This is a genomic window from Yersinia sp. 2540 StPb PI, assembly GCF_052217165.1.
GTDB lineage: Bacteria > Pseudomonadota > Gammaproteobacteria > Enterobacterales > Enterobacteriaceae > Yersinia > Yersinia enterocolitica_E.
Window position 1 is genome coordinate 1,609,250 of the sequence record NZ_JAZGQC010000001.1, and the last position, 13,468, is coordinate 1,622,717.

Sequence of the window (13,468 nt, forward strand, 5' to 3'; positions counted from 1 at the left end):
GAATCTAATCTTAAATTTGCAAGTCGTCAAGGTGGATTTTTGCGTTAACGTGGATTTTTAAGATGAAACTAAATGAACTTGAGGGCGGTAAAGCAGTTCTGGATCGCATGCTTAAGGCATATGGCTTTAGTATGCAAAAAGAACTAGGCGATTTACATGGCTTATCATCTGGAACAATAAGTACATGGATTAGAAGGAATTACTTTCCCGGTGAAGTGGTTGTGGCCTGTGCATTAGATACAGGCGTTTCGCTCAGGTGGCTAGCTACAGGCAACGGAGTTATGCGGGATGATCATGTAAATAAAGATAGCGTTCAATATTCAAAACTTAAAAAATTAAGAATCAAGCAAGGGATAGTGGTTGAGGATGGGGAATGGGTTGCTGATAAATCGCTTATAGATAAATCGCTCGTTGAACCTGTGTATCTGGAAAAGAACACTAAGTCTTGGATAGTCGATTTAGGGGCTGATGTCATTGGCAATGGCCGATGGTTACTTGATATTGATGGTGATAGTGATGTGTATGATGTAGCACGAATTCCTGGCAATAGATTGAAAGTTACAGGTGCAACAACATCATTTGATTGCAAGGTTGAAGATGTTAAGACTATTGGAATGATTTACTTAACATTAGATAAAAATGCATAGAATTTTTGCACTATTTAGGCATGAAAATGCCCTGATAAAGGATGTTTTTAGTGAACTCAAAATTAATCTCTCTGGTTGTTGGCTTATCCCTTTGCGGCGCAGCAGTTGCAAAAAACAATACTGACGCGATTTATGAGAAGGATTTTGGTCAAGAGTGGGCGTTTACTTTTGACCGTGGAGTACTCATTTGCTACCCGAAAGAAGCTATTTTTATAGTAAATCCTTTTACCGAAGAAGCGTACCCTCTGAATGGTATGGCTGACATTTATATGTCAATAGGGAAAGTTAAAGCCTCACCATTAGATAGTGTTTGGAAAGATGATCCAGAGTATCCGGGTACCAAGATAAGTGTTGCCCCTTTCATTGATTTAGGCTCAAAACTCTGTGGCTAAAGTTGGTGGCAATCTGTTTTGTGACATCCTAGGGAGATGAAATGGCAGTACGTAAACTATCCACAGGCCAATGGATTTGCGAATCTTACCCCGATGGACGCGACAAAAAACGAATTCGTAAAAAATTCAATACTAAAGGTGAAGCTCTCGCATTTGAAGAATTTACTACAGCAGAGGTTAATAGTAAGCCTTGGCTTGGTGAGAAAGACGATCGCCGGACTTTGGCGGAGTTAATAAGCCTTTGGTCTAGTTTGCATGGACAAGCGTTAAGTGCTGGCAAGTCCAGAATGGGGAAGTTTAGTATTATCTGTAAAGGTCTAGGCAATCCCATTGCTGCTCAATTAACCGCGAAAGACTGGGCGCATTATCGCGATCGGCGGCTCAGAGGTGAGATTGATAACGGTTATCACCCAAATCCTGAAAAATGGGTAGTGAAACCGATCACTGTCAATCGTGAACAACAGTATCTTTATGCGATGTTCAATGAACTTAAACGGCTTGGTGAATGGAATTTACCAAACCCTTTGGACGGTGTGCGAACGTTTAAAGAGTCTGAGAAAGAAATGTCTTGGTTAACTCACAAGCAGATTCAGCAACTACTGGACGCTTGTGAGTCTTACGGAAAAATTTACTTAACGCGAATTGTTAAGGTTTGTTTAGCGACAGGTGCGCGGTGGAGCGAAGCAGAGAAACTAACCCGTTCTCAATTAGCGCCGAACAAAGTTACTTTTTTCAAAACAAAGGGTAAAAAAAATAGGACCGTGCCGATTAGCCAATGGCTTTATGATGAATTATCTCCTTTAGAGGGGCGAATGTTCCACCCTTGCTATCAAGATTTTAAAAAGGCCCTTGCATTAACAAACATTGAACTACCTGACGGTCAAAAAACTCATGTACTAAGACATACTTTTGCCTCACATTTTATGATGAATGGAGGGAATATATTGGTGCTGCAACGCATTCTCGGACATTCCAATATTCGTGAAACAATGCGGTATGCACATTTTGCACCTGACCACCTTGAGGAGGCTGTTAATCTAAATCCCCTCGCTGGCTATAGTGGCGGCAAAGTGGCGGCAGAGCTTGCATAACACTGCAATTCACTGCAATTAGTTGTAGAATAACTTGTTGTTTTTAAATAAAAAACGTTACTTTTCAATGGGTGCTGTTAAATGCGTCTTAACTAAGATACAGCTAGCGCTGCATCCAAAAGTTAATAGTTATGAAGGGGTTAGCCATCGGCTGACCCCTTTTTTTATTTCAATGACGACAAAAAAACGACAGAGATTTCAGCGCGATAAGTGGGGGGAATGGGAAGGTGAACTGAGATAATTAGCGTGGCATCACACCACGCTAAAGAGACTAATAGATGATTACAGGCCGTAAACCAGAGTTATTGATGTTGTGGTATCAGTATTTTTAGGCGCGCTGGCAGGTGGCTTAGTGTTATAAGTCACAACATAAGCCAGGCGCAGTGCGAAACTTTTATTGATTGCCACATTTAACGCAGTTTCAGAGTTTAGCGTAGTTTCTTCGTTCGCTAATGCGGAAACCCCTTCGCTAAACACCGTATTATCAGTTAGTTGATAGGTATAGTTCGCACCGCCATAAGCCAATGCTTTAGTGGCTCGACCACCACCATAAAATTCATCGTGGCGAACACCGGGACCAAATTCCACCCGTAGGTTGTGCAACGGTGTGGTCATAATCTGGCGGCCATAACCGGTAGTTAATACCGACCGGGAATCAAAACCGTTGTAGCGATCATTCAGCCAACTGGCTTGCCCGAACAGGTAGTTACTGTCAGTCAGATTATAGCGGGTACGCCCGCCTAGCTGGTAACGTTCGGAAGAGCGTTGATTGTTAGCGCTGGTATTACGCGCGGCTCCCCACAAACTATAGGCGGTGTTAGGTTGGAACCAGGTTAACGTTGAGTTAGCGGTCAACGTTGAGTTAGTGGTATTACCTGATTGTGCGGTATAGCCAGCCTCGACAGTACCATCAAAGCTCTTCTTGGCTGTAGCTGGATCATCTAAGGCAGTAAAAACAGTCCCATCAGCAAGAACTGAAGTGCTGATGAGGGATAAAGCGATTGCGCTGAGATAAAACGGCAACGCCCTGGTATGACGCAAAGAAAACATAATAGGCCCATGGTGAAAAAAATGATTTTTGTGCTGCGGCCCGCATTGTAGCAGTTGTGATCCAACTAAATCAGAAGATATTTCGGATTGAATAATTAATTATAATAAGAAGGTTTTTCCGATGAGTTAATTCTTAAAATGTAATAAAAAGAGTGTATCAACTTTTTACTGTGAGTAATAAAGTAATAAAAACAGATATTGCGTTCACAGAATGAAATTCTTATGCCACAAAATTAAAGAGGCCAGTCCATTGTGAACTGGCCTCTTTGCATATCATCTGTATACCGAGTAATTACATAAAGGTCGTTACCAGTAGGTAACCGGTGATACACGAGCTAATAACACCGATAAGGCCTGGGATGATAAAACTATGGTTAATGATAAATTTACCAATCTTGGTGGTACCTGAACGGTCAAAACCGATGCAAGCAAGGTCGCTTGGATAAGTTGGCAGAACAAAGTAGCCATAAGCTGCTGGGAAGAAGGCAATCAACATTTTAGGATCAACACCAAGTTGCAGGCCCATTGGTGCGATGGCGGCTAATGCTGCCGCTTGGCTGTTTACCAGTTTGGAAACCAAGAACAGAACAATGGCATAAGTCCAAGGCTTACTTTTCACGACATCTTCCAATACCAGTTTCAAATCACCCATATGGGCTTGGAAGAAGGTATCACTCATCCAGGCAACACCGAATACCGAGAAGATAGCAACCATGCCAGCTTTAAATACGGCACCGTTAGAGATATCACTGGGTTTAACTTTACAGCCCATCAATATAACCGCACCAGCTATCAGCATCATCATCTGAATAACCAGGTTCATCGACAGTGACTGCAATTTGTCCTTAACTTCAAAGGCTGGTCGCAGATCAGCAAAAGCGCCCAGTAATACTACTATTGCGATCGCTGCGAAGAATATCCAGGTAGACCAGTAGGCTTGTTTCGGGAAAACCTGATTCAATAATGTATCTGTTGAACCATAGATAAAGGAGCGTTGCTCTGGATCTTTAATTCTCTCTTGAAAATCAGGGTCTTTATCCAGGTCTTTACCACGGCGCAGGCTCCACAAGGCTGCCATTAGTACCCCAACTAAAGAGGCTGGGACTGATACGGCCAGAATCTCCAGAATGCTGTAAGCATGGCCGATACCGTGGTTGGCACCAATAATTGATACTAATGATACGACAGCTACCGATACGGGTGAGGCGGTAATAGCCATTTGTGAAGCAACGGATGCAACAGCCATTGGTCGTTCCGGGCGAATACCTTTCTTAATGGCAATATCAGAAATAATCGGGAACATGGTATAAACAACGTGCCCGGTGCCACATAAAAAGGTTAATGACCAGGTTGTAAATGGAGCTAGTAGCGTAATATGCTGAGGGTGCCGGCGTAATAAGCGCTCGGCAAATTGCATCATTACATTTAATCCACCGGCAGTTTGTAATACAGATGCACAACCAATAACAGCTAATATGGTGAGCATGACATCTACTGGTGGTTTCCCTGGTTCAAGCCCAAAGATAAAGGTTAGAATAAATAAGCCGATACCACTTATTAACCCCAGCCCCATACCTCCGTAGCGTGTCCCCAGTAGTAGACATATAATTATAATTATAAATTGTAGTGTTATCATAACGTTCCCTTGCTTCCAACATGAATGAAATTCGGTTAGGTATTTGCTGGTTTTAAGCAATGAGCATGGCTCTTACTCGACTTTCTCTATCAGAGCACAGATTGTATTGATTAAAACTTGGCTAATATCAAGGGAGTATTGTTTAGTTATGTAATTAATTAAATCTGAGATCTGCCTCTATTTTTATATCAGCCCAGACTTTTCTAATTAATTAAAGTGGCGTGAGGAGGGAATTATGGGATATATGGTCTGATTGTGAAAATAATGTATAAATATTGTATTCAATTAATGTGTTAATTTTCTAATAACACTTATTATTTCCCGTTTTAACACATTAATATTATCAATTGGATCATAATTTGAGGGCGGTTTTCCTTTTGCGTTGGCACCGCCATGCTGTTAATGATTGGCATGCATTGATAAAACGTATAATCGGTCGGGGAATTTTCTGTGATTTTTAACTGCCACATCCCTCAACTAATACCTAATTTCTCCTTCAGTGATTTTAAGTAGCGGCGACTCACCGGGATATGCCTACCGCTACGGGTAATCACTTCGGCTGAGCCATTATCCATCAGTTGAATTTCTCCCAGTTGTTCAGTATTCACCATATATTGACGGTGGCAGCGGATAAATGGTGTTTTTTCTTCGAGTGTTTTGAGTGACAACTGGGTATAGCCTGATTGCACTGTCCCGACGACATGCACCCCGCTAAGCTCAGAGCTTAGATATTCTACTTCTTCAATTTTCAGCAAAAAAATACGGTTATGACCGGAACAGGGGATATGCCGCAGCATGGGTTCAGTGATTTTATGTAAATTATTATTTACGGTCAGGCCGCGCCTTAAGCGTATTAGCGTTTTTGCCAGCCGTTGATAATCGAGTGGTTTTAACAGATAGTCAAAGGCGTGCTCTTCAAATGCACGGATAGCATATTCATCGTAAGCGGTAACAAACACGATGTGTGGCATGTTTTCTGGATTCAACATTGATGCCAATTCCAGGCCATTAATTCTTGGCATTTGGATGTCGAGAAACACCACGTCGGGCTGTAAGCGCTGGATTGCAGGGATTGCTTCCAGTGCATTACTGCATTCGGCGACGATCTCAATATCGTGTTCTTCACTCAGTCTTTCGCGTAAATCTTCACGCGCAGGTTGCTCATCGTCGACGATGATGACTCTTAACATACAGCCTCCACAAATTTTCCGCATTCTATCATGGCCTCCGAGGGAGGTTGGGACCATCTGCGGAAACTGCGACTTACCGCAAAAGTCGGACAGAAATAGGGCGGTAAAAGTGTGGTAATTATTTATTTACACATATGGATTGAAAACTTTACACGTCATGGTATTGTGTACCTCATCAAACGATAAATACGCTAAACGACATCCGCTAAACAGAGATAGGGTAAAGAATATGATCATGCAAAAAGATGCGCTCAATAATGTCCATATCAGTGCTGAACAAATACTGATAACCCCGGAAGAACTGAAAAACCAGTTTCCTTTGAGCGACAATGATCAGTATGCGATTGAATCTGCTCGCAAAACCATTGCTGATATTGTTCAAGGACGAGATCCACGTTTATTAGTCGTTTGTGGCCCATGTTCGATCCACGATGTGGATGCTGCTCTGGATTATGCGCGTCGTTTGAAAACACTCTCTGCGGAGTTGAGTGATAGCTTATATATCGTTATGCGTGTCTATTTTGAAAAACCAAGAACTACTGTCGGTTGGAAAGGCCTTATCAACGACCCGGCAATGGATGGCTCTTTCGATGTGGAAGCTGGCTTACATATTGCCCGTCGATTACTGCTGGATTTAGTGGGTATGGGCTTGCCGCTGGCAACTGAGGCACTGGATCCGAATAGCCCGCAATACCTGGGTGATTTGTTCAGTTGGTCAGCAATTGGTGCGCGTACCACCGAATCACAAACTCACCGTGAAATGGCATCTGGTTTATCCATGCCAGTTGGATTCAAGAATGGCACTGATGGCAGTTTGGGCACCGCAATCAATGCAATGCGTGCTGCGGCTATGCCACATCGCTTTATGGGAATTAACCAATCCGGTCAGGTTTGTTTGTTGCAAACCCAGGGCAATCCACACGGACATGTGATTTTACGTGGTGGCAAAACCCCTAACTACAGTGCACAAGATGTCGCTCAGTGTGAAAAACAGATGCAGGATGCGGGACTCACTCCATCCTTAATGATAGATTGCAGTCATGGTAATTCGAATAAAGACTACCGTCGCCAGACTGCCGTCGCTGAATCTGTGGTTGAACAGATCAAGGCGGGTAATCGTTCTATCACCGGTGTGATGTTGGAAAGCCACATCCACGAAGGGAATCAGTCATCTGAACAACCCCGTACTGCTATGCACTACGGTGTTTCAGTGACCGATGCCTGTATTAACTGGGAAAGCACCGAAACCCTGTTACGTGGCATGCATCAAGAATTGCGTTCAGTGCTGGCGGCACGGACTGTAGAGGAAGAGTAAGTATGGTGGCTGAACTGACCGCTTTACGCGATCAAATTGATGAAGTCGATAAAGCACTGTTAGACCTGCTGGCTAAACGCCTGCATTTAGTGGCAGAAGTAGGTGAAGTTAAAAGCCGTTATGGTTTGCCTATTTATGTTCCAGATCGTGAGGCTTTGATGCTGGCCTCACGCCGACAGGAAGCCGAGGCTTTAGGTGTACCGCCGGATTTGATTGAAGACGTATTGCGTCGGATAATGCGAGAGTCTTATACCAGCGAGAATGACAAAGGTTTTAAAACCTTGTGCCCACAATTGCGGCCCGTAGTCATTATCGGTGGGCAAGGGCAGATGGGGCGTTTATTTAGCCGTATGCTGGGCTTGTCTGGTTATCAGGTGAAAACACTGGAGCAAGGGGACTGGCCACAAGCTGAGTCCATTCTGGCGGATGCTGGTATGGTGATTGTTAGTGTACCCATCCATATCACTGAAGAAGTGATTGGGCGATTGCCAAAATTACCGCCAGATTGCATTTTATTGGATCTCGCTTCGGTGAAAAACAAGCCGCTGCAAGCCATGCTGGCTGCTCATGAAGGGCCGGTTGTGGGTCTGCATCCGATGTTTGGCCCTGATGTGGGCAGTCTGGCGAAGCAAGTGGTAGTGTATTGTGATGGTCGCGACCCGCAAGCATACCAGTGGCTGTTGGAGCAGTTACAGGTATGGGGGGCAAGATTACACCGCATCAGTGCTGTCGAACATGATCAGAATATGGCATTTATTCAGGCATTACGGCATTTTGCGACCTTTGCCTATGGGCTACATCTGGCTGAGGAAAACGTGCAGCTAGAGCAATTGTTGGCACTGTCTTCACCGATTTATCGTCTGGAACTGGCGATGGTTGGGCGGTTGTTTGCGCAAGACCCGCAGCTTTATGCCGATATTATTATGTCTTCGGAAGATAATCTGGCGCTAATTAAACGTTATTACAAACGCTTTGGTGAAGCGATTACTTTGCTCGAGCAGAGTGATAAACAAGCCTTTGTCCAAAGTTTTCAGAAAGTTGAGCACTGGTTTGGCGATTATGCAGAGCGTTTTCTGGTGGAGAGCCGTTCATTGCTGCGTCAGGCGAACGATAGCCGCCTATAATCATACCCGTCATTGGTTGCACTTGTTACTCGGCCCATCCTTGGGCCTTGTAAATCCTAAGCGTCGTGAATCTCTAACGCTGCGTTAACTTGGATTGACCGGAATCACGTTCTCGCTTGGGTAGCAACCCAATATTTTCAACGAACGGGTAATAGGTGCTAAGTCTGCCAGCGCTTTTTGCATCGAATCGGACCGTAAATTAGCCTGCACATCAATATAAAACATCTCTTCCCACGGATTGCCATTAATCGGGCGGGATTCCAGTTTCGTCATGATGATACCGTGGTCTCGCAGCACTAATAGTGCTTCAACCAGTGCCCCTGATTGCTGACCCGTCGCCATAATTAAGGTGGTTTTGGCCGGTATCTGCTCTGAAACTTCAATGGACTTACGGGCAAGAACAATGAAGCGAGTGATATTTTGTTGCTGATTCGCCAGATTATGTTCCAGCACCTGCAAATTATACAGTGCACCACCAGCTTCACTACCCAGAGCGGCGGCTGTCGGCGAGTTCATTTGTGCCACTTTTTCCATCGCCGCAGCAGTGCTTTCGCAATACTCAATTTTCCAATGAGGGAAACGATTAATGAACTGGCTGCACTGCTGGAAAGGTTGTGGGTGACTGTATACGGTTTCGATTTTGCTCAGGTCAGTTTCAGTTGCAACCAGAACACAGTGGTCAATAGGGTTGGTTATTTCCCCTACGATGAACAAACTGGTGTGTTGCAGCAAATCATAAACGTCGTTAATAGAGCCGGAACTGGTGTTCTCTATCGGTAAGACGGCGTAATCCGCTTGCCCGGTTTCTACCTGAGTGAAAATATCTTGGAATTTCTGACAACCACATTCAATCAGTTGCTCAAAATGACGAGCGGCATATTGACGTGCAGCCAGATGTGAATAAGAGCCCTTTGGGCCCAGGAAAGCGATACGGGCAGAATGTAGGGCGGTTTGATTAAGCTGATGTTGTAACAGTGCCTGCTGAGTTAAGACCGAGTCTTCGATAATAAGTTGGAACAGACGAGTGACATAGAATCCGTCGAGGTCATAGGGCTTAGCGGCAGTTATCAGGGCATCCAGTAAGTCACGTTCACGCTCTTTATCGCGAATAGGACGATGATGGAGCTGCTTAGCTTTAGCGACATCCACTGCTAATTCACGCCGCTCTGCCAGCAAGGCGAGCAGTTTTAAGTCTAGTGCGCTGATGCGTTCACGTAGCACCAGTAATGGATTATCGGTCATAGGGATTTGCCTTATTTTTCTGAATGATTATACCCTAAATAATTCGAGCAGCAGGAAGGTAGCCAATGCACATGCAGCTTGAAGTATGACGAGGATATACACATAAAAAAAGCCTCCCGCTTGGGAGGCTTTGTTGTTCGTCTTCGCATTCTTTATCACACGACGAAACGCCTCCCAATCAGGGGAAGGTAAAAAAGAATGCGAAGAAAAACACTTTATTGATCATCGTTACTGGTTACCTGTTTTACTCGTAAGTGTGTTGCCACGAAAATAAATAGTAAAGAAAGTCAGTTCTTAAAACTGATCAGACTCTAAATTAACCGCCAGCCTGAATTGCTGTCAATAAAAAACGCGCCCAAAGGCGCGTTAGATCCGAAATGAGATGGATGGCTCCGGCTATTGTTCTTGCTCGGATTCTTCTTCCTCTACATCTACTGACTCCAGATTAGCTTCTTTAACACTACTTGCTGCGCGGCGAGCTTCACCTTTGTGCTGCACTTTATTTAATTGGCGTTCTAGTTTGGTGATAAGCTCATTAATTGCAGCATACATATCATCATGTTTGGCACTGGCAACCAATGGCCCCATTGGTGTACTGATAGTTGCATCGGCAACAAATCCTTGTGGACCTTTAGACAGTACGATGTGCGGGTTTATTAACTGGGCCTGCCATTTATCCAGTTTGGTGAGACGGTCTTCAACATGCTTGCGAATTGCTGGGGTAATATCCATTTGCTTACTGGTAATGTTGACTGTCATATGACTTACCTCTCTGTCTGCTCCGTCTTGGATAACTTCAGCATACCTCTCTTTCTCACAAAATGTATGATCAAGGTCACTTTTTTTGTCACTTTTTGCAAAGGTCATGGGAACTGTGATTCAACGTCAGGAATAGCGGCTGGGGGCTTGAATCATTGATTATAATGCCGCATTATTGATAAGTTATATTGCCTGCATTCAGTTAAAAACGGCGTTATTTTTCTGTTTTAGATAGGGTATTAGCGCGATAGTCTGATGCAGTGAGTTTTATCGGCCTACACCAGTAAAGTGAACATCTGCCGTAAGGCAAGAATTGAAAACGGCAGCCTAGGCTGCCGTTTGTTATTTTATCGAGCCAGACAATATCAGGCTGGATTCGCTGCAATTATCTTGGCAACTTTGTCTGCCTCGGCATTGAGTTGCAGTTGTTTATAAGCATTTTCCATCAATGGCAACGCATCACGGGTTGCTTGAGTATCAGGATAATCTCTCAACATTTGTTCTACACGGTTAACTACCGCGACGTAAGCGCCTCGTTTAGTGTAATATTGCGCCACGGCCAGTTCATGCTTGGCCAGACGATTTTTCAAGAACGTCAGGCGTTTTTGCGCATCAGTTGCGTACTGGCTGTTCGGATAGTTTTGAATCAACTGGTTAAAATCGCGGAATGCGGCCTTGGCATGTTGCGGGTCGCGGTCTGAACGATCAATCCCGAAGAAACCTTGCAATGCGCTGTCATCCAGAGCCATGTCAGTCAAACCACGCATATATAATACGTAATCGATGTTAGGATGTGTTGGATTGAGGCGCATAAAGCGATCAATTGAGGCTTGCGCCAACGGCAGATCAGCAGATTTATAATACGCATAAATCAAATCAAGCTGAACCTGTTGGGAGTAAGGCCCGAAAGGATAGCGGTTATCTAACGCTTCTAGTTGCGTAATAGCTCCCTTAAAGTTACCGTCCTGCAGTTTTTGCTGAGCGGTAGCATAGAGCTCAGAAGGCGGGTTATCGGGAACCACGTCCTTGTTACTGGAGCAACCGGTCAGCACCAGGCTCAACGTGGCGGCAGCCACCAGATATTTCATACGCGTCATGACGTTTTGATTATCCTCGAAGTGTTATTCCGGGAGACTGTCCGTTAAGCTCCCGACAAAGATCTAGATACAATAGCACATTATATTAAACGGCATCGCCGTCAAAACCCAACGTTAACGAACAAGAAGCTGCATATGGCACAACAAGTACAACTCAGCGCAACGGTGGCCGAATCTCAACTCGGTCAACGGTTAGATCAGGCTTTGGCCGAATTGTTCCCTGATTATTCAAGATCTCGCATAAAAGAGTGGATTTTGGAAGACAGGGTCACAGTCGACGGTAAAACAATTAATAAGCCTAAAGAAAAAGTGTTGGGTGGTGAGCTCGTCGCCATTGACGCGCAAATTGAGGAAGATGCCCGCTGGGCGCCTCAAGACATCCCACTGGATATCGTCTATGAAGATAACGATATTTTGGTCATTAATAAACCCCGTGGTTTAGTTGTGCATCCCGGAGCCGGCAACCCAGATGGTACGGTTCTGAATGCGCTGCTCTATTATTATCCTGAAATCATGGATGTCCCGCGCGCGGGTATCGTTCATCGCCTGGATAAGGATACTACTGGTTTGATGGTAGTAGCAAAAACGGTTCCGGCACAAACGCGTTTAGTTGAAGCACTGCAAGCGCGTGAAATTACCCGTGAATATGAAGCCGTAGCCATTGGCAATATGACTGCGGGCGGTCGAGTAGACGAGCCAATTTCGCGTCATTCCACCAAGCGTACTCACATGGCTGTGCACCCAATGGGTAAACCAGCAACTACCCATTACCGGATTATGGAGCATTTCCGCGCCCATACCCGCCTGCGTTTGCGTTTAGAAACGGGCCGTACCCATCAGATCCGCGTGCATATGTCTCATATTAACCATCCGCTGGTGGGTGATCAGTTTTATGGTGGCCGTCCGCGCCCACCAAGAGGCGCCTCTGATTCCTTTATTTCCATTCTGCGTGGTTTTGATCGTCAGGCATTGCATGCCACCATGCTGCGTTTGTATCACCCTATCAGTGGTATCCAAATGGAATGGCATGCAGCATTACCAGAAGATATGGTTGAGCTGATAAATGCGCTGAAGGCTGATACTGAAGAATTCAAAGACCAGATGGATTGGTAATGAGTCCCCAACTGATACTCCCAGACTGGCCGATGCCTGCCGGTGTTAAGGCATGTAGCACCACCCGTCACGGTGGTATCAGCGAATCGCCTTATGATTCATTAAACCTTGGTACCCATGTTGGTGATGTTGCAGCCAGTGTGATAGCTAATCGCCAGCGATTAGTTGAACTGGCTGGCTTGCCGCAAATGCCTGTTTGGTTGGAGCAGGTACACGGTACTCGTGTCCTGCATCTGGATAGTAAGGCGGTAGCTGATGTACAGGCTGACGCGGCTTATAGCCGGGTTGCCGGGCAAGTTTGTGCCGTAATGACCGCAGATTGCCTACCGGTGCTGTTTTGTTCATTAGCAGGCGACGAAGTTGCGGCCGCACATGCTGGTTGGCGTGGTTTATGTGCTGGCGTCCTTGAACAGACGCTGGCGCAGTTCAACGCGGCCCCTGCTTCTATTATTGCCTGGTTAGGCCCAGCCATTGGCCCACAGCAGTTCGAAGTGGGTGAAGATGTGAAACAGGCCTTTATCAATATCGACCCAGCATCCGCCTCTGCTTTTGTTCCTTCAGGCACCAAATATCTCGCTGACATCTATCTATTGGCTCATTTGCGGCTACAGGCTGCAGGTATTCACGCTATTTATGGCGGTAATCGCTGTACTGTGAGTGAAAAACAGCAATTTTTCTCTTATCGGCGTGATGGAATCACTGGACGTATGGCAAGTTTAGTCTGGCTGATATAACCTACTGAATTAGGACGATCCGCTGACGCATAACGAATTACTTTAAATATAGTGTCGAAATAACCTTGAAAATTTGAG

13 protein-coding genes and 1 other annotated feature are annotated in these 13,468 nt (G+C 45.0%); of the genes, 7 read left to right on the plus strand and 6 right to left on the minus strand.

Annotation, left to right across the window (positions count from 1 at the left end; all coding sequences use genetic code 11):
• Positions 1–62: 62 nt before the first annotated feature.
• From V1956_RS07255 to V1956_RS07265, 3 genes are read left to right on the plus strand one after another with little or no spacing between them, the layout of a single operon-like run.
• The gene (locus V1956_RS07255) at positions 63–647 is read left to right on the plus strand and encodes a phage repressor protein CI (protein WP_442824968.1); all 585 of its coding nucleotides are present in this window, start codon (positions 63–65) and stop codon (positions 645–647) included.
• 50 nt (positions 648–697) lie between these two features.
• A complete protein-coding gene (locus tag V1956_RS07260) occupies positions 698–1,039 on the plus strand; it encodes a DUF2511 domain-containing protein (protein ID WP_442824969.1) in 342 nt (113 codons plus the stop codon).
• 41 nt (positions 1,040–1,080) lie between these two features.
• Positions 1,081–2,130: a site-specific integrase gene (locus tag V1956_RS07265; protein ID WP_442824970.1), complete on the plus strand. Its 1,050-nt coding sequence runs from the start codon at positions 1,081–1,083 to the stop codon at positions 2,128–2,130.
• A gap of 282 nt (positions 2,131–2,412) precedes the next feature.
• Here the strand turns inward: V1956_RS07265 and V1956_RS07270 are convergent, their stop codons facing one another.
• The 3 genes from V1956_RS07270 to btsR form a co-directional block, all read right to left on the minus strand.
• Positions 2,413–3,180 carry a DUF481 domain-containing protein gene (locus V1956_RS07270; protein ID WP_083160229.1) on the minus strand — a complete coding sequence of 256 codons (768 nt, stop codon included), beginning with the start codon at positions 3,178–3,180 and terminating at the stop codon, positions 2,413–2,415.
• A 292-nt stretch (positions 3,181–3,472) separates the two neighbouring features.
• On the minus strand, positions 3,473–4,816 hold the full coding sequence (locus V1956_RS07275; RefSeq protein ID WP_442824971.1) for an anaerobic C4-dicarboxylate transporter: 1,344 nt from the start codon (positions 4,814–4,816) through the stop codon (positions 3,473–3,475).
• Positions 4,817–5,289: 473 nt separating this feature from the next.
• On the minus strand, positions 5,290–6,006 hold the full coding sequence (btsR, locus tag V1956_RS07280; RefSeq protein WP_083160225.1) for a two-component system response regulator BtsR: 717 nt from the start codon (positions 6,004–6,006) through the stop codon (positions 5,290–5,292).
• Positions 6,007–6,241: 235 nt separating this feature from the next.
• Between btsR and V1956_RS07285 the strand changes: the two genes are divergently transcribed.
• Together V1956_RS07285 and tyrA are read left to right on the plus strand one after the other, a co-directional pair.
• The gene (locus V1956_RS07285) at positions 6,242–7,321 is read left to right on the plus strand and encodes a 3-deoxy-7-phosphoheptulonate synthase (protein ID WP_083160223.1); all 1,080 of its coding nucleotides are present in this window, start codon (positions 6,242–6,244) and stop codon (positions 7,319–7,321) included.
• 2 nt (positions 7,322–7,323) lie between these two features.
• The gene (tyrA, locus tag V1956_RS07290; protein WP_420071952.1) at positions 7,324–8,445 is read left to right on the plus strand and encodes a bifunctional chorismate mutase/prephenate dehydrogenase; all 1,122 of its coding nucleotides are present in this window, start codon (positions 7,324–7,326) and stop codon (positions 8,443–8,445) included.
• 84 nt (positions 8,446–8,529) lie between these two features.
• On the opposite strand, the gene pheA is transcribed toward tyrA, so the two are convergent.
• From pheA to bamD, 3 genes are all read right to left on the minus strand, one after another.
• Positions 8,530–9,687, minus strand: coding sequence for a bifunctional chorismate mutase/prephenate dehydratase (gene pheA / locus V1956_RS07295; protein ID WP_083160219.1), 1,158 nt, complete (start codon positions 9,685–9,687; stop codon positions 8,530–8,532).
• A gap of 102 nt (positions 9,688–9,789) precedes the next feature.
• Positions 9,790–9,914 (minus strand) — a sequence feature (Phe leader region).
• A gap of 169 nt (positions 9,915–10,083) precedes the next feature.
• Entirely contained in the window at positions 10,084–10,446 is a 363-nt protein-coding gene (gene raiA / locus V1956_RS07300) for a ribosome-associated translation inhibitor RaiA (protein ID WP_083160217.1), read from the minus strand.
• Between the two features lie 365 nt (positions 10,447–10,811).
• Positions 10,812–11,543 (minus strand): outer membrane protein assembly factor BamD, encoded by a 732-nt coding sequence (gene bamD / locus V1956_RS07305; protein WP_032905545.1) that lies wholly within the window; start codon positions 11,541–11,543, stop codon positions 10,812–10,814.
• Between the two features lie 135 nt (positions 11,544–11,678).
• Between bamD and rluD the strand changes: the two genes are divergently transcribed.
• Positions 11,679–12,656 (plus strand): 23S rRNA pseudouridine(1911/1915/1917) synthase RluD, encoded by a 978-nt coding sequence (rluD, locus tag V1956_RS07310; RefSeq protein WP_083160215.1) that lies wholly within the window; start codon positions 11,679–11,681, stop codon positions 12,654–12,656.
• On the plus strand, positions 12,656–13,390 hold the full coding sequence (yfiH, locus tag V1956_RS07315) for a purine nucleoside phosphorylase YfiH (RefSeq protein WP_372558123.1): 735 nt from the start codon (positions 12,656–12,658) through the stop codon (positions 13,388–13,390). The genes rluD and yfiH overlap by 1 nt, the downstream gene beginning before the upstream one ends.
• The last annotated feature ends 78 nt before the right edge of the window (positions 13,391–13,468 follow it).